Raw genomic sequence first — 18,659 nt, 5'->3', positions numbered from 1 at the left:
CACCTAACAAACTCTAGGAACTGGATCTGCAATAGGGGCTTCAAGAATTCTTTCACCACCAATAGGAGTGTTTACAACAACATAGTCTCCTTCTACTACTTCTCCAATTATTGCTGCATTTTCACCATATTTTTCGCTTTTAATTGCATCGAGGACTTCTTCAGCCTTATCGGCCTTAACTCCCATCACAACCTTTCCTTCGTTAGCTACTTCAAATGGGTCAATACCTAACATTTCAGATACTGCATGAACCTCTTCCCTAATAGGAATTGCAGTTTGCTCTAAAACAACTCCAACACCTGCTTTTGAAGCCATTTCATTGATGGCATTTGCAAAACCACCACGAGTAGGATCTTTCATAGCAGTAACTCCCCCAACATCTAAAGCTTTCTTGATAATATTCCACATAGGAGCCACATCAGATTTCAAATCAGTGTCAAAACCGAAACCTTCCCTAAATGACATCAAGCTCATACCATGGTCACCCAAACTGCCGGTGACAATAATCTTATCGCCCACTTTTAAAGTTGAATCGCGAATTACTTCTCCTTTTTTGGCAATCCCGACACCAGTGGTTACCATAACAATACCTTCAAGCTTGTCTTGAGGCATCACTTTAGTGTCACCAGTAATTACGGCCACATCAACTTCCTGACAGGTTTCGTTTAAGGATTTCATAATCTTATCCAAATCATCTATAGGAAATCCTTCCTGCATGATTATCGCATTAGAAATAGCCAATGGACGTGCACCCATTACAGAAACATCATTAATGGTTCCTGCTGCAGAAATTCTGCCAATGTCTCCCCCAGGGAAAAATAACGGATCAATAGTATGGCCGTCAGTTGTTACAACAATTTCCCAATCATCGATTGGAATAGATGCTCCATCATCCAATGCATCCAAACTAATACCACCATTTACGCTCTTTTTAGTGATATTATCTAAAACAGTGCTAGCAATCAAATTAGCCATCACTTCACCACCAGCACCATGATTCATACTAATTTTATCGTCTGACATTATATCTCCTAAACAAATTATCAATATAATATCTATGTTAAAACAAGTATATAATTATTAAGTAATACTAAAAAATTTAAAAAAAAAGAGAGTTTAAAGATGAAAATCTTTAAATTAAAATTCCGTTAATAACACCGTCTTGACCTGGTCTGGAGGTCACTTTGGCATTACCTTCAGGAGTTTCCACAATAGCCCCTTTAGTAATGATGTTCCTTCTTACGTAGTTAGGGTTTGCGGTGTTTTCAATTACTCCAAGAATGTCTAAAACTTGGGTTTTACCGTTAGCATCAGTGACGTTGATTTTATCACCAGAAGCTAATCTGAGCTTTTCATTTCCGCCACGGGTTCTGATTTTCCTTAATTTTTTTTCGTCTAATCTGGTTTCAGCAGGGTCTCTGCCTAATTCAGATTTTCTTTTTCCACGGTTTGCAACATTTCTTGCACCGGATGGACTTCTAGTTGATTTTCCTTGAGAAATTGCCATTATTTCACCTAATAAATATAAATTAATAATATAATAATCGCAGTCAATAAGCCTCTTTTCAATTAAAACTATATGCAAGATAATAAATAGCTTAATTTTTGAGAGCAAAAAAGAGCCTTAAAGAATAATGATAATAAAATATTACTTTATCATTATATATAAATGTTTTATTTTTAGCTAAAAATTAGGGAAAATCAGGATTTATTTTTCAAAATAAAATCATCAACCAACTTATCAAAATCTTCCTCAGAAATATCTTCATCAGAAGCCGCCTTTAAAATTTTCTGAATTTCATCTTCGCTAACATCTTCGCCCAGCAAATCTATCAACAATACCCTCAATTCTTCATCATCAATGTAAGCTTCACCATCCATGCCCATGGGGCGAGACTGTTCGTCTTCATCAAAAACATAATAAGGAATCTTTTCCATAAACACACCTAATCAAAATCTGGAAACTCATAATAGACAATTTTATACGGATCATCATTAAAATACCATTCATTTGGTTCTGCAATCTCTTCTTCCTCATCCAATATAAAATCATCGTCGATATCTTCACCTTCAATTTGAATGACAATATTAACCTCTTCACCCAGTGATTCTAAGTCAATACCTAATTCATCAAGATTTATTTCTATTTCATCATCTTCCATTGCACTTTCCGGCAAGACAATAACAATCTCATCTCCCGGTTTAACATTAACATCTCGATTGGTCAAAACATCATCCCCTATTTTTATATTAGGACACTTCACATTTTATTATTAATCTTATTTAAAGTTAGTCAAATAGAAAGTAACTAATAGTTACTATCTATTTTAAAACTGATATTTGGAATTCCATATTTGTTTTTACATCTAATAGAACAAATCTGCAGATTTTCAATGAACATTGTGAAATATAGGCAGATTTTGTCACAATTAATGTCAATTTCAACATTGGAATTTTCCAAAACTTTTTTAGAGATGTTGAACACTTTTGAAGCATTGTTGACTAAAACGGAAGTCGGAATATTGTTTTTGTCTATGCTTAAAAAAATCCCTTCTGAAATGCTGTAATCAGCACAATATCCGTTTTGCCCATCAATTTTACCTACAAATGTATCGTTTACCTCATCATAACTTGATATCAATCTTTGTTTTTCCATGTTATCAACTCCATACATACTATACTTTGAATACAATATATAAAATGTCCTAGAGCATTTGAAAAGTAATATTTGAAGTTTAATAAGTGAATAATACACTATCCAGACAATAAAATTGACTTTGATTAAGAAAAAAGATATAAAGCCATAAAAATAATATATGAACAAGGTGTGAAAATGCAAGAAAGCCCAGAACAATTAGAACTTGAAGCTGAAATTAAAGCACAAGCTCAAAAATTTATTACTTACCTTAACTCAACCCTTCCGGAAAGTATGGAACTGGAATATGAGGGATTTTACAGAAGAGGATTTTTTGTAAGCAAAAAAAGATATGCAGTTATTGAAGATGGAGAAATAATTGCAAAAGGATTGGAATTGGTTAGAAGAGACTGGGCTCCAATTGTTAAAAAAACACAAGAAGAAATTTTAATGGCTATTTTAAAAGAAGGGGATTCTGATAAAGCTATCAAAGCCATAAAGAAAGTTTTAAAAAGGATTAAAAATGGAGAAGTTGACAATAAGGAACTGATTATCCACACACAAATCACCAAGCCGCTTGACCAATACAAACAGGTCGGCCCACATGTCGTTGCTGCAAAAAAAATTGAGGACCATGGCATTAAAGTGACAAGGGGCACCATCATCCAGTACATTATCGTTAAGGGAAAAGGTTCAATTAGCCAAAGAGCGGTTCCTTACGAGTATAGTGATGGATATGCATATGACAAGGATTATTACATCAACAATCAATTGATTCCTGCCGTTGAAAGGATCATGAATGCATTTGGATATTCCAAAAAAGACCTCCAGGACATGGCACGTGGAGAAGTTCAGCAAAGTCTAGATGCATTTTTCTAAAAAAATTTAAATAACTATAAGATTATAATAAGATTTATATGATGAACAATGATGACCGTGTTGTTTTTTTCGATATAGATGGCACATTGCTTGACACCAGCAATTTTGCCGAAACCGCCAGAAAAGCGGCAATTGGAATAATGGTTGATAATGGCCTGCCATTAGATAAGGATGAAGCATACGGTGTTTTAAAAACAATAATTCGTGAAAAAGGATCCAATTACGGCAAACACTTCAATGTATTGACACAGGTTGTTTTAGGCCATGAAGATCCTATGCTCGTAGCGCTTGGAATGACAACATACCACAACGTCAAAATGGCTCTCTTAAGGCCGTTTCCGGAAACACTTGACACATTAATTTACCTTAAAAGCCAAGGATATCGCTTAGCCGTTATTTCAAATGGAATCACAATAAAACAATGGGAAAAACTTATAAGACTTAACATCAACTCATTTTTCGATGCAGTCATAACATCTGAAGAAGTAGGCCGAGAAAAACCCGAAAAACTGATTTATGATGTTGCGCTAAGGAAAATGAACGGAAATCCTGAAAAATCGGTAATGGTTGGAAATAAATTTAAAGCTGATGCATTAGGTGCAGTCAATGCCGGATTAAGTGCAATTTTAGTTAATTCCGATGTTACTGAAGAGGACCGAGAATACATAAAAAAAGAAAAATTGGACATTACCATTATTGAAGATATTGGTGATATTAATACTATTTTATAATCACCAAAATAACTATTTTTTTAAAATTCTAGCTCTAAAGTTACAGGACAGTGATCAGAGCCATAAATGTCAGATAAAATTTCAGCTGCTTTTACATTATCTTTCATCTCTTCATTCACATAAAAGTAATCCAGTCTCCAACCGGCATTTCTTTCACGTGCACGGGTCCTATAACTCCACCATGTAAAGTTATTCTCGCCTTCATCAAACATTCTGAATGTATCAACAAAACCCTCATTTTCAAGCTCATCAAGCCATGCCCTCTCTTCCGGCAGATAACCTGATTTTCCTTCACAATTCTTAGGATTATAAACATCTATCGGATTGTGAGCAATATTATAATCTCCAGTAATTACCAAATTTTTGCCTTGATTTTTAAGCTCCACCAACTGACTCAATAAAGCATTGCAGAAATCAACCTTAAAATCAAGTCTTTTTGCATTCATTCCACTATTCGGGAAATATATGTTGTATAAAATAAAATCAGGATATGTGATTTTTAAGACCCTTCCTTCCCCATCAAGGCCTTCAACTCCAAGGCCTTTGGAAACATCAACAGGCTCTATTTTAGAGTAAGTTCCTACACCACTATATCCTTTCTTTTCAGCTTCATTGAAAAATTGACAAAAACCGTCAACATCAGCTAATTTCTTTGGTATCTTATCCTTATCGGCCCTTACTTCCTGAAAGTTGATAATGTCAGCATCAGTATTTTCGAACCAATCCCAAAATTCATCCTTTTTTGAAACTGCCCTTATGCCGTTTACATTCCAAGAAACAAGCTTAATTGACATTATAATTCGACTCCATTATCAACAGGCAACTCGCGAAGCCATTTGATATCGCTTTTATAAAGCATACGAATATCTTCCACATCATATCTTATCATAGCCAATCTTTCAATACCCAAACCGAAAGCCAAAGCAGGTTGGTTGATTCCAAGAGGTTTCAATACTTCTGGCCTGAACATTCCAGCACCTCCAAGTTCAATCCAACTTTCTTTTTCCTCCAAATAGATTTCGGTTTCAGTAGACAGATAAGTGTAAGGGAAATAAGCAGGTCTGAATCTTACTTCAAAACCTAATTTTTTATAGAACTCCTTTAAGGTTCCTAAAAGATTTTGATAGCTGATTCCTTCATCACATACAAGTCCTTCAACCTGATGGAATTCTGGCAAGTGTTTGTAATCGAAAGTTTCTCTTCTGAATACCCTGCCGACAGAAAACATCTTGATTGGAGGCTCATGTTCAAACAAGTGTTTTGTTGAAATTCCAGTTGTATGAGTTCTTAAAACACTCTGGCGTGCAATGTCCTCACTCCAATCATATTTCCAACCGATTGAACCTGTATCCGCACCGGTTTCATGGGTTTCGGCTGTGAGCCTTACTAATTTTTCATCAGGTAAATCACAGGTTAATGGATTTTTAAGATAAAATGTGTCCTGCATTTCACGGGCAGCATGATCCTGTGGCTGGAAAAGTGAATCAAAGTTCCAGAATGCTGATTCGACAAATTCTCCATTATCCTCTGAAAAGCCCATATTCAAAAAGATTTCTCTTATTTCATCAATGATGACCCTTAAAGGATGTTTTTTACCTGCAAATACTATTGGTGCTTCAGCATTAATGTCATAAGGACGATACTGTAAACTTTTCCATTCTCCATCTTTTAATTGCTGGTGTGTTAATTGAGTGGCCTGCTCCTGAATGGTGAACCCTTCCTTAAGTATGGCTTCACCTTTAGGCAGTAGTTTAAAAGAATGTGAGGTTTCTTTTTTTACGTTTAAAATGTTTTTCCTACCTGTTAACTTTTTAAAACCATCCATTATGTCATCAGTGAAAAGTTTGACTCCATCAACATTAGCCTTGAGGTAGTCCAATGCCTTTTCATCAACATCAATTTTGGATACGAAATCTTTACCAAAATCTGTGATGATTACAGAACCCTTTTCGATTTGAGCCCAATTTTTACGGCGCAACCATCCAATTGCTATATTTGCCTCTTTTTTATCAATGCCCGCTTCCTCAGCCAAGTTTTTCATTTCAATTTGGTCCTTATCGGCTAAAACGTTCAATATCCTACGTTCTGGAAGCCCATGCTCGGCATATTCCAGCCCGTCATCTGTTAAGGAATATGTTTCCTGAACCTTCTTGTCAACTTCAATTATGTCCTTTGATGCAAGAGAACCTGCAGCACTCATGACAGCCTTAATATTCATATCACAATTTTCGGCAATTTCTTCTGGAGTCGCTTCCGGATTGGCCTCCAGCTCTTTTAGAAGTTTCTTTTCATAAATATGTAATTCACTAATGGTTTTTTTAATATCCTCACTCATTTAAACACCATATATTTTAAGATTTAATAATATCATAATATATGTTTGAAATTATTTATAAATATGATGTTAAAATCAAAAAAATAAATTAATTTAATATGATTAAAAAAATATTAATTATGAGTGAAATTAACGAAGCAATCAAATTATTTAAAAATGGTTACAGGTGTTCGCAAGCAGTATTTGCAGCATTTTCACCTAATTTAGGGCTTGAAAAAAAACAAGCTTTAAAAATTGGAGCATGTTTTGGAAGTGGAATGCGAAAAGGAGAAGTTTGTGGAGCGTGCACTGGTGCTTTAATGGCTTTAGGTTTAAAATTTGGTGAAAATAAAGCCAAAAGTGATGAATCCTGTGAAAGATTTTTAGATGAATTTAAAAAAGAAAACGGGTCATACATCTGCAATGAATTACTTAATTGTGATATTACAACACAAGTAGGAGTAAAATTTGCCGTTGAAAACCATTTATTTAAAGAATTTTGCCCAAAAATGGTTGAATCGGCTTCAAAAATTACAAAAGAAATAATTAATGAGGAATAGATTACTATTCCATCAAACACATTATTCAAAATTTGATTTCAGATAGCTAACAAAGATTGATGCTGCTGTCAAATCAGCTGTGGTTCCAGGATTATACTTGTTTTTGAATAGATAATCATCGAATTCCTTAAGTCTTTCGTCAAAATCTGGCTCATCTCTTAAGTTAAGCAAATCCCTTGTCATCATGGAGATTTTCAATGCCTCATCCGAACCATATTTTCTAGAAATCAATGTATCTGGAACCTGTGACAATATTGTAAGGAATGTCAAAACGCAGGCATCATTCTGGGACTTCTCCTGCTTCAGTTCATGGTATGTGGGATAGCCAATTTCAAAAACGGCGGGCATGTCTGAAGTCATCTCGCGGGCCAGCATATCCCATGGAGCGGAGATTTTCAAAACATCAAACATTGTCTGATTGTTGTCCCTCAACTCCTTTTTTGCATTGTCACTGGCCACATCATATTCATCCTGGTCTCCCATTCCTCCGGCATCGGCGATGTTTATCGCATCATACAAATCACATGCATCATCAACAGAAGTTTTAGACATCAGCAACTTAATGTTTTCCCTTATTTCATCAAAATCATCACTTATGGCCGCTGCAACAGCAATAGGGGTTGTCATCATTACAATACCAAGGTTGGTGTTATTCTTAATCCACCTGTCTGTTTCAGCCACTGCCTGCAGGATGTATTTACCCAATTTTGGATTTTCAATATCGACATCCGTGCACGCTTCACGAATGGTGTCACCAATTACAATCCCACTGATTACAAAGTCTTCAAACTCCATATCATCATAATCACGGGTCCTGTGGACATTACCCGGTTTTGGATAACCACTTACTTCCAGTGCAGAAGCGATTTGTGCGATTTTTGCAATTTCAGATGCTTTCATTCTATCAACTCGTTGAAAAGCAGGTAAGGTGCAAAGTTAGTGATAATTAAATCTGCTCCAGCTCTTTTGATTGAAAGCAAAGATTCCAAAATAGCTCTTTCAGTTAAAAATCCTTTTTCGATGGCTGCCATAATCATGGAATATTCTCCACTCACATTATATGCAACAAGAGGCAACATGAACTCATCTCTGACCATGCGTACAACATCCAAGTATGGAAGTGCAGGCTTTACCATCAAAAAGTCGGTTCCCTCAATTACATCAAGTTCACACTCCCTGATTGCTTCTAAGGAATTTCCAGGATCCATCTGATAGGATTTCCTATCGCCCAAATGAGGTGATGAACAGGCCGCAACCCTGAACGGTTCATAAAATGCTGATGCATATTTGGCCGAATAGGACATAATCATTACATTTTCATATCCTTCATCATCCAAGGTTTGCCTGATGGCTCCAACTCTGCCGTCCATCATGTCTGAAGGTGCAACAATGTCTGCTCCAGCTTCCGCATGAGACAAGGCAACCTTTGCAATGTATGGAAGTGATTCATCATTCAATATTTCGATTCCGTCATCAGTATCGTCATTTTCCCTAATCATACCACAATGTCCATGAGAAGTGTACTGGCATAAGCATACGTCACTGATAACAACCAAATTAGTCTCTTTTTTAAGCTTTCTGATGGCTTTTTGAACAATGCCTGTTGCGGAATAATCTGGAGAGGCTATTTCATCCTTTGTTTCTTCTTTCGGTATTCCAAAGACAATAATAGATTTTAAGCCTTTATCTTCAAGTTGCTTTGCAAATTCAACGCCTGCATCAAGAGAATATCTGAACTCACCTGGAAGGGATGAAATTTCTTCCTTTTCCATTTCCTGAAGCTCTTCCTTAAAATAAATCGGATATATCAAATCTTCTTTTTGAAGTTTGGTTTCGCGTACAATATCTCTGATTTTAGCATTTTTCCTTAATCTTCTCATTCTTGTAGTTGGAAATTCCATAATTATCACTTAATAAATAATTTTGATTTTGAAATTATTTAAAATTTTTACTAAATATATATAATTTAAAAAATATATAATGCAATTAGTTATTAAAAAGAGGCTAAAAATGTCAAATTCAATTGGAGAAAAATTTAAAATAACAAGTTTTGGAGCTAGCCACGGAAAAGCTGTTGGAGCCATTGTTGACGGATGTCCAGCCAATCTTGAATTGAGTGCTGAAGATATCCAAAAAGAACTGGATAAAAGAAAACCTGGAACCAGTAGTGTTACCACTCCTAGAAAAGAAGCAGATGAAGTGGAAATACTTTCTGGAATTTTTGAAGGGAAAACTGACGGGACACCTATTGCAGGAGTAATTTTCAATAAAAACCAGCACTCCAAAGATTATTCCATGTTTAAAAACACCCCCCGCCCATCCCATGGAGATTTTGGATGGATGAGCAAATACGGCAACTACGACTACAATGGAGGAGGTCGAGGCAGCGGTAGAATAACTATAGGGCACGTTATCGGAGGAGCAATAGCCAAAAAGCTCTTAGAAACACAAAATATTGAAATCATATCACATGTAGTTCAAATTGGAGACATTAAATCAGAGCCTCAAGATTTTAATACCATTAAAGAAAATGTTGAAAAAAATCCAATTCGCTGCGCTGACCTGAATGCGGCAGAAAAAATGGAAGAGCTCATATTAGATAAAAAACAGCAAGGAGATTCAATTGGCGGGATTGTTGAAACAATAGCTGCTGGAGTTCCAAAAGGTCTTGGAGAGCCTGTCTTTGAAAGGCTTGATGGTGACCTTGCAAGAATTTTAATGAACATCGGTTCTGTCAAGGGCGTTGAAATCGGACTTGGATTTGATGTGGCTAACAAAACCGCATCAGAAATCAACGACGAATACCAAATTGAAAATGGTAATGTCACTACCAAAACGAACAATTCTGGAGGAATTATTGGCGGAATGAGCAATGGAATGCCAATAATTTCAAGAATTGCAGTAAAACCAACGCCATCAATTTCCAAATGTCAAGATTCAGTTAATCTGGAAAAAATGGAAAATGAAAAAATAGAAATCAAAGGAAGGCATGACCCCTGCATCTGTCCAAGAGTGACAGCAGTAGCCGAATCAAGTACTGCAATTATCCTTGCAGACCATATGATTCGCTCAGGATTCATCCATCCAACAAACTTGGAAAAACAGATCTAACGTTTCTTCATGAATGAAACTTCATCAAATTCATTATGCTTAAAAGCCAATTGATAGGAGTTTCTCCTCTCATTTTTAAACATCTTATGATTAGTGCTGTGACTTGGAGAATCCACATCCTTTAGAGAAATAATTCTGAATCTCCTAGGGTTGTTGTAATTTACATTAAAAGACAATCCGTCAAATGCGGCGATAGTCTTAACGCCAGTCTGTTTTGAAATCTTCTTGGCTTCAGTGACAGGATTGTTTGAAATCATTTTTAAACCCAAATGAGTCATTACAGCAACTTTTGGTTTCACTTCATTGATTAAATCTATGAAATCGCGAGTGCACATATGCCCATTGATTGATTTGTTGCCCGGCCTTAAAACACTGGCTATCAAAATATCGGAACCATCATGATACTCATGCAACTCATCGAAGTATCCAGTGTCAGAAGTGTATGAAACTTTAAATCCATTATAATCTATCTGAAAACCAGAGCCAGTTGGGTCACCATGTTCTGTTTTAGTGCCCTTAACCTTAATGTTATCTAATTCAACAGTTTTGCCAGGTTCTAAAAGTACCCTATTAGACTTTGACTGGTGATATTTTGATATGCAAGGACCCCAAGATTCAAAACCATCCAAAACACTTGAACTTCCAAATATAGTTCCGAATTCTCTTGTCATTCCCCTAGTCATGGCTTCAATAAGAATTTCTGCATCATTATAATGATCAGTGTGCGCATGAGTGATGAAAACACCGCTTAAATTACGAGGATCAAAACCGAACTGATAAGACCTCACGAGAGCTCCTGGACCTGGGTCAATATGATAATTTTTTCCACCCAAATTATCAATACGGAATCCCCCTGTCATTCTTCGCTGTGAAATGGCGGAAAATCTTCCACCTCCACTACCTAAAAATGTTATCTTCATTTAAATCCCCGATCACAATGAACATAAAATTATATCGCATTTTAGAGGTGACTTATCTTTTTTAAGGCAAAGGTTCTCATCTTCGATGATAACTTTATCCCCAATTTTAACATCACCATTATCAGTAAACATCAATACATTTTGACCAGGCGCCGCCTTCTGTTTCCAATTTCCATCCATTGCCTGTGTCTTATCATTAAGCTGGACAAAGAGCATGTTTCCATCAACGGAAACAACTTTACCTACTTCACCTTTTTCAATGATTTTATTGGCCATGTCAATTGCGATATTTTGCTGAACTAACTGTTCTGTCAATTCCTGTCTGAATTTAACCAATACCTTAATGTCATTATCAATTGTCACATTAAGGTGTCTTTGAGCTTCGGAAGCATCATATTTAGGCTGTTGAAGCAATGTGTCAAACTTATCACCGACTGTTGGTGTTTTAGAAGCGACTTCGGCCAAAATATCCTCGAATACTTCCCCCATGTATTTCAAACTTTGACTAGCTTTCCATTTTCTTTGAATGAGAGTTTGAGCCAATTGTTTTGCATAATTGTTTCCAAAAATGATTATGCCTTTTTCTCCAGAATTACGTGATTTTGTCTCGGAACCTAATAATTCAACAATTTGATAACCATTAGTTGTTCCGTATATTCTTCTGCGTTTTGTCTCAAAAGTTCCTTTGGTACTTACTTCGCCCCTTACTGTATTTCCAACAATTTTTAATTTGCTGGCATCATCAGTAATTTTGAGAGAAATCCCCAATTCGCCGGCCCTATTTTGAAACTCATCATCATCTTTTATAGTTCCATCATACAATTCTTTTTCTAAAATTTCTAAATTCTTTTTATCACCAAAGTATCCAATCTTTCTTTTATCTCCAGCCATCACACATCCTTTTTTACCTATGTAAGCAATAATTAAGCTCATTAATATTCCCCTAATTAGATATTTTAAAATATCAAAAATTTATTAATTATTATATAATTATATTAATCATCTATTAAATAGTTTAACCGAAAAACTGTTTTAAAAGAAAAAATTATTAAAATCAATTTTTAATTATACCAAATTAAATATTTCAATTAATATAAAAAAGAATAAACAAGCATGGAATTTATTTAATAAGAATTTAGAATGATGTTTAAACAATATATTTAAATATTCAATATAACAATAAATATAATTATAATAATTGTTAATTATTTATCATTATAAATATAAATAATGTTAACAAAAATTATAAGGAGAAAAACTTATGAAAGACCTCGAAAGAATGTTTAAACCTGAATCCGTGGCGGTCATTGGTGCTTCCAATACCCCTGGAAAAGTAGGATACATTATTGTTGATAATCTCATCAATGATGGGTTTGAAGGCGAAATATATCCAGTAAACCCAAAAGGTGGAGAGATTTTAGGTAAAAAAGCATATAAGAACATAACTGAAATTCCTGGAGATGTCGATTTAGCAATCATAACAATTCCTTCCCCATTTGTAAACCCTACCGTTAAAGAATGTGGTGAAAAAGGCGTTGAAAACATGGTAGTAATTACCGCAGGATTTAAGGAAATAGGCGGAGAAGGAGCTAAATTAGAAGCTGAGTTAACAGCACTTGGTGAAGAATACGGAATTAACATTATCGGACCAAACAGTTTAGGAATTACCGATTCCCACACTCCTTTAAATGGATCATTCTCACAGATGATGCCTCCAACAGGAAACATTGCATTCATTTCACAAAGTGGAGCAATGATGGTTGCAATTATTGACTGGAGTGTGACATCAGGTATTGGATTCAGTAAAGTAATTAGTTTAGGTAACAAAGCAGGCGTAAACGAAATTGAATTGTTACAATACTTGGCAGAAGATGATGAAACTGCCGTAATCATCTGTTATCTTGAATCTATCTCAGATGATGAAGACTTTGTAAGAACAATGAGAGAAACAGCTGTTAAAAAACCAATCATTATCCTTAAATCTGGTTCAAGCAGTGCTGGAGCAGAAGCCGCATCATCACATACCGGAGCCCTTGCAGGCAGTGATTTGGCATTTGATACATCATTTAGACAATCTGGAATCATGCGTGTGGAAACTATGGCAGAGTTATTTGACTTAGGTTTAGCATTCTCCAAAGCACCACTTCCAAAAGGAGATAATGTAGCCATTATCACTAATGCAGGTGGTGGAGGAGTACTCACCGTAGATGCAATGGAAAAAGTAGGTTTGCAACTTGTTCAATTTGACGAAGAAACTACAGCAAGACTAAAAGAATGCGTTACAGATGAAGGTAGTGCTAAAAACCCTATTGACGTATTGGGTGATGCACCAGTAAGCAGATACAAAGAATCCTTAGAAATCGTACTTGCAAATGAGGATGTTGACAGTCTAATCATTATGGTTTGTCCTACTGCATCAGCCGACCCTGATGGAATTGCACAGGCAATACTTGAAGAGCGAAAAGAATTTGACAAGCCAATTATCGTTGTAAATATGGGAGGACCATCATTTGAAGCTGCAAATGAAGCTTTAAGAGCAAACGGCGTTCCAACTTATGTATTCCCGGAAACTGCAGTAACCGCACTTGAAGCAATGACAAGATATGCACAATTGCCTGCCAGACAGTATGATGATGTTGTTGAAAAAATCGATGACGTCGATAAGGATGCTGTAAAAGCAATATTCGAAAAAGTAACTGCAGATGGAAGAGACACCTTACTTGGTAGTGAAGCTTACGCTGTAGCTGAAGCATATGGAATCTCAGCAGCACCAATCAAGTTATCAACCAGTGCTGATGAAGCGGCCAAACTTGCCCGTGAAATGGAATTTCCAGTCGTGCTTAAAATCGCATCCGATAAAATTTTACACAAATCAGACATTGGCGGTGTAAAGGTAGGAATCGAAACAGAAGATGAAGCGAAAGCTGCATATGATGAAATCATTGCAAATGCAAAAGCTGCACATCCAGATATCATACCGGACGGCGTGGAAGTTCAAAAGATGATGGATTCCGGCGAAGAAGTGATTGTCGGTATGATCAAAGACAAGCAATTTGGACCGATGATTGCATTCGGTATGGGTGGAATCTATGTAAACCTCATTGAAGACGTGTCCTTCAATTTAGCAAAAGGATTATCCTCACAGGAAATTGATGAGCAAATTGAAAGCACTAAAGTGTCCAAATTACTTGAAGGATACAGAGGAGAAGCACCTTGTGATATAGAAGAAGTTAAAGAAGCTATCAAAAGGGTAGCAAGATTAACTTTAGACTTCCCAGAAATTACCGAGTTAGATATTAACCCAATCTTCGTTTATGAAGAAGGTTCAAGTGCACTCGATATTAAGATCAAATTATAATTTCTCTAATGAGAAATTATCTCTTTTTTTATTTTTTATCCAATTTAATATACTTTCAAAACATTTATATCATAATACTACATAACTTTTATTTATGAAAAATAACTATTGTTATATAAAATTTAAGAACAATGTATTTTTCAGATATATTATTTAATAAACCTTAAAATCAAACATATTAGATATAGTTAACTTGATTTAAATGTTGTCATTGAATATTTAAAGAGGATAGAATGAACCTAGAAGAGAAAATTAATATTGTAAAAGATATTTTAAAGGACAAAAAAGTAGTTATTGGTTTTTCAGGCGGTGCCGATTCTACATTAATAGGGTATCTATCTTCCCAAGTAGCAAAAGACACATTGGCCATAACTATAGATAATCAATTGATGCCGAAAGGATTTGTTGAAAATACTAAAAAACTTGCACAATCATTTGGAATAAAACATGAAATATTCGGAATTGACTTTAATGATTATGAATATTTCCTAAGCAATGATTCAAAAAGGTGCTTCAATTGCAGAAACCTAATGTATTCAAAAATTGAAGAGATTGCCAGTGAAAATGGCTTTGACTTTATTTGCGATGGAAATAACATTAGTGATCTGGTAATTGACAGGCCGGGAATTCTTATAACATATGAAAAGAACTTTAAAACTCCATTCATTGAAGCGAAACTAACTTCCAAAGAGATACACAAATATTTAAATGACAATAATATTCCATACTCCAAATCAACAACTTGCCTTGCAACTAGAATTCCGACAAATATGCAGATTACCCCTGAAAAAATCGAAAGGATCAGCTATTGTGAAAACTATATCTCGGCAAACACTGATTGTGAAATCGTCAAAGTTAGAGATTTAGGAGAACTTGGTATTATTGAAGTAGATAAAGTAAATGAATTATTAATTGATGATAAATATAATAACATTAATGATGAATTAAAAAGCAAAGGATTTGAAAAACTCGCTTTAAATTTATCACAAATCGATGATGATGAAAGCATTGACATCGACTATGAAAACAATTCATTCACATATCAACTTCCATTTACAATAAACCTTGAAAATACAAAAAAACAGCTCAAAGGAGTTATTTTTGATAGTGGAGAAAAAATTGAACTTGAAAATATTTCAATATTTGAAGATGGACTTATTGAAGGTCATGATTTAGAAACTTATGAAATTGCTTTAAACAAATTTATGGAAATATTGCCAAAACTTAGAAGAAATATTTAGGTGAAAAAATGCCAACAAGATACATAGGAGACGGATATTGGGAAATAGCTTCCCGTCAAATGAGCATAGTAACAAGAAGCGAACAAGAAAGATTTAAAGATGCCAAAATCACAGTCATTGGCTGCGGTGGAATTGGTGGGGAAACAATTGAAATGCTTGCAAGAATGGGAATTGGAGAACTTGTTTTAGTTGATAAGGACGCATTTGACTTATCAAATTTAAACAGACAGACTTTAGCTTTGATAACTGATTTGGGCCTTGACAAAAGCGCAGTAGCTAAGGAAAAAGTAAGATTGATAAATCCTTATGTCAATGTCACTACATTCAACGAACATGTGGACCAGACAAACATTGATAAGGTAATTGGAGATTCCAACATCGTTATCGATGCGCTGGACAATGTTCTCACAAGAGTTATCGTATCAAGAGCTGCCAAAGAAAAGGGAATTCCATATATCCACGGTGCAATTCATGGAACTTTAGGCCAAGTTACAGTATTTTTGCCCAACAGCGAAAAGACATATGAAGAAATGTTCAACTTGCCATCATTAGGAAAAGAGCTGAATGAAGAAACATTTGACGCCTTAAAAAATGTAACTTCAGGCGTTCCCCCAGTCATTGGACCTACTCCAAATCTGATTGGTTGTCTTGAAGCGTTTGAAGCTTATAAAATAATTACTGGAGTTGGAAAGGTTACTGTAGCTCCAAAAATATTGACATTTGATTTATTGGATTTAGGTTCATTCTCACTGGATGAACTCTAAACCATCTATTTTTTTAGATTTACTCGTTCCGGAGAAGTATAGACTGTAAATCTATTGTCTCTGACAAAACCGACCATCGTGATATTGCCTGCTCTAGCCACATCAATTCCTGATGATGCAGGTGCGGCATTTGAAATAATTATCGGAATTCCAACACGTATCACCTTTATCAACATGTCCGCAGGCATTCTCCCACTATATGAAATGTATGATTTAGAAAAGTCATAACCTTCTTTTGCGGCCGCTCCGATTACCTTATCAACAGCAACGTGACGGCTGACATCTTCACGTATGATAATGTTATCTTCATATTTTAATTGTGCAACATGGACTCCGGCAGTTTTTTGCCAAATCTTAGCTTCATCGGTTAGGTGTTTAATATCCCTAATAATTTGAGTTGCATCTATATTTAATTCTGAAGTATTGGGTTCGATAGTTTTTAGTTCAGATCTGATTCCTCCGGCATTATCTGAATTTACCCCCTGATATTCAAGCAATCTACATACACAGGCATGTTCACAGTTTCCTTTTCTCTCCTGAACAATGCCATCCTGTTCTAAATCTTCTTCTGGATTGTGGGTGAGTTTTGTTGTGACAAGAACATTTGTTCCATCCAATTTGATGGATTCGATATCAGAATAATCTTTAATTAAACCTTCTCCTAAACAATATCCGATTGCAAAATCTTTCAAATCTTTTGGATAAGTGGAAAACTTTCTTGGAGGCAAATAATCAATAAACAAATAAGTATATTCATCATCAACGCTGTTTTCTTTAATTGTTTTATATTCACCATCTTTCCATTGAATAACATCACTCTGTCTTAGAAATTCCATAAATATCACACAATTAATAATATTAACAATTGTTATATTTAAGTTTATAACAAAAAAATCAAAATTAAAAAAATTAAAAAAAAGAAAGCTCAACAATACGAGCTTTAAATTGAAGAATTATAACAATTCTTTTCTTAAATCGATAGTGTCTTTTAAATCAGGACCAGTTGAAATTATAGTTACTGGAACGCCAGTTTCAGTTTGAATATCTTCAATGAAAGCTTTGGTTTCAGCTGACAATTCACTATAGTCCTGAACACGTGCACAATCGAACAGCCTGTCAACACATGTTAAAGCTATTTGGGTTGCGCCATTGATTCTGCAAGATTCTTTAGCAAGTTCCATATCAAAGTAACCAATACGACGTCTACGTCCAGTTACAACACCATATTCTTCAAGGCCTTTGCTTTCTGCTTCTTCTTGAGTCATTTCAGTTGGGAACGGGCCTTCTCCAACACGGGAAATATAAGACTTGAATACATTAATGACTTCATCGACTTTAGTTGGTCCAACTCCTACATCAGCAGCAAAGGTGGATGCAGTAGTATCTTTACTGGTTACAAACGGATAAGATCCATAATAAAGAGAAAGGGCAAAACCTTGTGACCCTTCGATGAATACATCTTCACCATCATCAATAGCCTCATTTACTGCAAGGGATACGTCAGTGATATAGTCTTCAAGTTCGGGAATGTCACGGGCTAAATCAATTGTTCTCATTACGCGGTCTGAATTTGCCGGTCCGCAGCCAGATCCAGTACTTCCAATTTTTTTAGCCAAATGTTCTGAATTTACATCTCTTTCCATATGATTCGGTGAGATGATTGCACATCTAGGGTCGACGCACATTCTTTCTTTTACATTATACTTTTTTAAATCTTCAAATTCTTTAAATAATACATCTGGATTGACTAAAACTCCTGCTCCTATCATGAGTTTAGCATCAGTATGTACAAAACCTGATGGGGTTAATCTTAAACCATACTTCTCTCCATTAAATTCAACGGAATGCCCTGCATTTGGCCCTACTCCTGCACGAGCAATGATATCTGGCTTATCAGCGTCACAAAGGTAAGTAATACATTTTCCTTTACCTTCATCACCCCATGCTCCACCAACTAAAATACTACAAGTCATTTAATAACTCCTTTAAAATGATTATTTATTGAAAATTTTATAAAATTTCCATAACATTATTATTTTATAGTTTATTATTAAAAAAGCTTTTGCAATACTGTTAAAATCAAATTCCAAAATAATTCATATAATTATAAATATTATATTTAACAGAAATATAATTCATATTAAAT

Annotated in this window: 20 protein-coding genes; 7 read left to right on the top strand and 13 right to left on the bottom strand. The window is 35.2% G+C overall.

Going from position 1 to position 18,659, the window contains the following annotated elements; translation table 11 throughout:
• Positions 1-3: 3 nt before the first annotated feature.
• The 5 genes from hypE to IJE64_RS08865 all read right to left on the bottom strand — a co-directional run bounded on the left by hypE (position 4) and on the right by IJE64_RS08865 (position 2,656).
• Entirely contained in the window at positions 4-1,023 is a 1,020-nt protein-coding gene (hypE, locus tag IJE64_RS08885) for a hydrogenase expression/formation protein HypE (RefSeq protein WP_292784959.1), read from the bottom strand.
• A 109-nt stretch (positions 1,024-1,132) separates the two neighbouring features.
• Positions 1,133-1,507: a 30S ribosomal protein S8e gene (locus IJE64_RS08880; RefSeq protein WP_292784957.1), complete on the bottom strand. Its 375-nt coding sequence runs from the start codon at positions 1,505-1,507 to the stop codon at positions 1,133-1,135.
• A 194-nt stretch (positions 1,508-1,701) separates the two neighbouring features.
• Complete coding sequence (locus tag IJE64_RS08875; RefSeq protein WP_292784955.1) at positions 1,702-1,938, bottom strand: hypothetical protein; 237 nt, start codon at positions 1,936-1,938, stop codon at positions 1,702-1,704.
• Positions 1,939-1,946: 8 nt separating this feature from the next.
• On the bottom strand, positions 1,947-2,228 hold the full coding sequence (locus IJE64_RS08870; RefSeq protein WP_292784953.1) for a hypothetical protein: 282 nt from the start codon (positions 2,226-2,228) through the stop codon (positions 1,947-1,949).
• Positions 2,229-2,308: 80 nt separating this feature from the next.
• Positions 2,309-2,656 (bottom strand): hypothetical protein, encoded by a 348-nt coding sequence (locus IJE64_RS08865; RefSeq protein ID WP_292784951.1) that lies wholly within the window; start codon positions 2,654-2,656, stop codon positions 2,309-2,311.
• Between the two features lie 177 nt (positions 2,657-2,833).
• Here IJE64_RS08865 and IJE64_RS08860 point away from each other — a divergent pair, with 177 nt between their 5' ends.
• Together IJE64_RS08860 and IJE64_RS08855 are read left to right on the top strand one after the other, a co-directional pair.
• Positions 2,834-3,514: a DNA polymerase domain-containing protein gene (locus IJE64_RS08860; protein ID WP_292784948.1), complete on the top strand. Its 681-nt coding sequence runs from the start codon at positions 2,834-2,836 to the stop codon at positions 3,512-3,514.
• A 38-nt stretch (positions 3,515-3,552) separates the two neighbouring features.
• Positions 3,553-4,245: a TIGR02253 family HAD-type hydrolase gene (locus tag IJE64_RS08855; RefSeq protein WP_292784943.1), complete on the top strand. Its 693-nt coding sequence runs from the start codon at positions 3,553-3,555 to the stop codon at positions 4,243-4,245.
• Between the two features lie 20 nt (positions 4,246-4,265).
• On the opposite strand, the gene IJE64_RS08850 is transcribed toward IJE64_RS08855, so the two are convergent.
• Together IJE64_RS08850 and IJE64_RS08845 are read right to left on the bottom strand one after the other, a co-directional pair.
• Complete coding sequence (locus IJE64_RS08850) at positions 4,266-5,039, bottom strand: exodeoxyribonuclease III (RefSeq protein WP_292784941.1); 774 nt, start codon at positions 5,037-5,039, stop codon at positions 4,266-4,268.
• Positions 5,039-6,580, bottom strand: a complete 1,542-nt coding sequence (locus tag IJE64_RS08845; protein ID WP_292784938.1) for a phenylalanine--tRNA ligase subunit alpha — start codon at positions 6,578-6,580, stop codon at positions 5,039-5,041. The genes IJE64_RS08850 and IJE64_RS08845 overlap by 1 nt, the downstream gene beginning before the upstream one ends.
• A 98-nt stretch (positions 6,581-6,678) precedes the next feature.
• On the opposite strand from IJE64_RS08845, the gene IJE64_RS08840 reads away from it, so the two are divergent.
• Entirely contained in the window at positions 6,679-7,119 is a 441-nt protein-coding gene (locus IJE64_RS08840; protein ID WP_292784935.1) for a C-GCAxxG-C-C family protein, read from the top strand.
• Between the two features lie 21 nt (positions 7,120-7,140).
• On the opposite strand, the gene IJE64_RS08835 is transcribed toward IJE64_RS08840, so the two are convergent.
• Both IJE64_RS08835 and hemB read right to left on the bottom strand, forming a co-directional pair.
• Entirely contained in the window at positions 7,141-8,019 is an 879-nt protein-coding gene (locus tag IJE64_RS08835; RefSeq protein WP_292784931.1) for a triphosphoribosyl-dephospho-CoA synthase, read from the bottom strand.
• On the bottom strand, positions 8,016-9,020 hold the full coding sequence (hemB, locus tag IJE64_RS08830) for a porphobilinogen synthase (protein ID WP_292784928.1): 1,005 nt from the start codon (positions 9,018-9,020) through the stop codon (positions 8,016-8,018). The genes IJE64_RS08835 and hemB overlap by 4 nt, the downstream gene beginning before the upstream one ends.
• Positions 9,021-9,129: 109 nt before the next feature.
• Between hemB and aroC the strand changes: the two genes are divergently transcribed.
• Positions 9,130-10,230, top strand: a complete 1,101-nt coding sequence (aroC, locus tag IJE64_RS08825) for a chorismate synthase (protein ID WP_292784925.1) — start codon at positions 9,130-9,132, stop codon at positions 10,228-10,230.
• Here the strand turns inward: aroC and IJE64_RS08820 are convergent.
• Positions 10,227-11,150: an MBL fold metallo-hydrolase gene (locus IJE64_RS08820; RefSeq protein ID WP_292784922.1), complete on the bottom strand. Its 924-nt coding sequence runs from the start codon at positions 11,148-11,150 to the stop codon at positions 10,227-10,229. The genes aroC and IJE64_RS08820 overlap by 4 nt on opposite strands.
• A 12-nt stretch (positions 11,151-11,162) precedes the next feature.
• Complete coding sequence (locus tag IJE64_RS08815) at positions 11,163-12,083, bottom strand: DUF2121 domain-containing protein (protein WP_292784919.1); 921 nt, start codon at positions 12,081-12,083, stop codon at positions 11,163-11,165.
• Positions 12,084-12,411: 328 nt separating this feature from the next.
• Here IJE64_RS08815 and acs point away from each other — a divergent pair, with 328 nt between their 5' ends.
• The 3 genes from acs (at position 12,412) to IJE64_RS08800 (ending at position 16,513) form a co-directional block, all read left to right on the top strand.
• Positions 12,412-14,508, top strand: coding sequence for an acetate--CoA ligase alpha subunit (gene acs, locus IJE64_RS08810; RefSeq protein WP_292784916.1), 2,097 nt, complete (start codon positions 12,412-12,414; stop codon positions 14,506-14,508).
• 233 nt (positions 14,509-14,741) lie between these two features.
• A complete protein-coding gene (locus IJE64_RS08805) occupies positions 14,742-15,749 on the top strand; it encodes an ATP-binding protein (protein WP_292784914.1) in 1,008 nt (335 codons plus the stop codon).
• Positions 15,750-15,757: 8 nt separating this feature from the next.
• The gene (locus IJE64_RS08800) at positions 15,758-16,513 is read left to right on the top strand and encodes a HesA/MoeB/ThiF family protein (RefSeq protein ID WP_292784911.1); all 756 of its coding nucleotides are present in this window, start codon (positions 15,758-15,760) and stop codon (positions 16,511-16,513) included.
• A 5-nt stretch (positions 16,514-16,518) separates the two neighbouring features.
• On the opposite strand, the gene fdhD is transcribed toward IJE64_RS08800, so the two are convergent.
• Complete coding sequence (gene fdhD / locus IJE64_RS08795; RefSeq protein ID WP_292784909.1) at positions 16,519-17,349, bottom strand: formate dehydrogenase accessory sulfurtransferase FdhD; 831 nt, start codon at positions 17,347-17,349, stop codon at positions 16,519-16,521.
• A gap of 117 nt (positions 17,350-17,466) precedes the next feature.
• Positions 17,467-18,486, bottom strand: coding sequence for an adenylosuccinate synthetase (locus tag IJE64_RS08790; RefSeq protein ID WP_292784906.1), 1,020 nt, complete (start codon positions 18,484-18,486; stop codon positions 17,467-17,469).
• Positions 18,487-18,659: the final 173 nt, after the last annotated feature.

The organism is Methanobrevibacter sp. (assembly GCF_017409525.1).
GTDB lineage: Archaea > Methanobacteriota > Methanobacteria > Methanobacteriales > Methanobacteriaceae > Methanocatella.
The sequence above is the reverse complement of the archived record's forward strand: the minus strand, read 5'-3'. Positions and strand labels throughout refer to the sequence as shown.

What these genes read in the sequence shown, in the direction of transcription:
- hypE (WP_292784959.1), bottom strand. Translation starts at nt 1,023, where the DNA reads ATGTCAGACGATAAAATTAGTATGAATCATGGTGCTGGTGGTGAAGTG.
- IJE64_RS08880 (WP_292784957.1), bottom strand. Translation starts at nt 1,507, where the DNA reads ATGGCAATTTCTCAAGGAAAATCAACTAGAAGTCCATCCGGTGCAAGA.
- IJE64_RS08875 (WP_292784955.1), bottom strand. Translation starts at nt 1,938, where the DNA reads ATGGAAAAGATTCCTTATTATGTTTTTGATGAAGACGAACAGTCTCGC.
- IJE64_RS08865 (WP_292784951.1), bottom strand. Translation starts at nt 2,656, where the DNA reads ATGGAAAAACAAAGATTGATATCAAGTTATGATGAGGTAAACGATACA.
- IJE64_RS08860 (WP_292784948.1), top strand. Translation starts at nt 2,834, where the DNA reads ATGCAAGAAAGCCCAGAACAATTAGAACTTGAAGCTGAAATTAAAGCA.
- IJE64_RS08855 (WP_292784943.1), top strand. Translation starts at nt 3,553, where the DNA reads ATGATGAACAATGATGACCGTGTTGTTTTTTTCGATATAGATGGCACA.
- IJE64_RS08850 (WP_292784941.1), bottom strand. Translation starts at nt 5,039, where the DNA reads ATGTCAATTAAGCTTGTTTCTTGGAATGTAAACGGCATAAGGGCAGTT.
- IJE64_RS08845 (WP_292784938.1), bottom strand. Translation starts at nt 6,580, where the DNA reads ATGAGTGAGGATATTAAAAAAACCATTAGTGAATTACATATTTATGAA.
- IJE64_RS08840 (WP_292784935.1), top strand. Translation starts at nt 6,679, where the DNA reads ATGATTAAAAAAATATTAATTATGAGTGAAATTAACGAAGCAATCAAA.
- IJE64_RS08835 (WP_292784931.1), bottom strand. Translation starts at nt 8,019, where the DNA reads ATGAAAGCATCTGAAATTGCAAAAATCGCACAAATCGCTTCTGCACTG.
- hemB (WP_292784928.1), bottom strand. Translation starts at nt 9,020, where the DNA reads ATGGAATTTCCAACTACAAGAATGAGAAGATTAAGGAAAAATGCTAAA.
- aroC (WP_292784925.1), top strand. Translation starts at nt 9,130, where the DNA reads ATGTCAAATTCAATTGGAGAAAAATTTAAAATAACAAGTTTTGGAGCT.
- IJE64_RS08820 (WP_292784922.1), bottom strand. Translation starts at nt 11,150, where the DNA reads ATGAAGATAACATTTTTAGGTAGTGGAGGTGGAAGATTTTCCGCCATT.
- IJE64_RS08815 (WP_292784919.1), bottom strand. Translation starts at nt 12,083, where the DNA reads ATGAGCTTAATTATTGCTTACATAGGTAAAAAAGGATGTGTGATGGCT.
- acs (WP_292784916.1), top strand. Translation starts at nt 12,412, where the DNA reads ATGAAAGACCTCGAAAGAATGTTTAAACCTGAATCCGTGGCGGTCATT.
- IJE64_RS08805 (WP_292784914.1), top strand. Translation starts at nt 14,742, where the DNA reads ATGAACCTAGAAGAGAAAATTAATATTGTAAAAGATATTTTAAAGGAC.
- IJE64_RS08800 (WP_292784911.1), top strand. Translation starts at nt 15,758, where the DNA reads ATGCCAACAAGATACATAGGAGACGGATATTGGGAAATAGCTTCCCGT.
- fdhD (WP_292784909.1), bottom strand. Translation starts at nt 17,349, where the DNA reads ATGGAATTTCTAAGACAGAGTGATGTTATTCAATGGAAAGATGGTGAA.
- IJE64_RS08790 (WP_292784906.1), bottom strand. Translation starts at nt 18,486, where the DNA reads ATGACTTGTAGTATTTTAGTTGGTGGAGCATGGGGTGATGAAGGTAAA.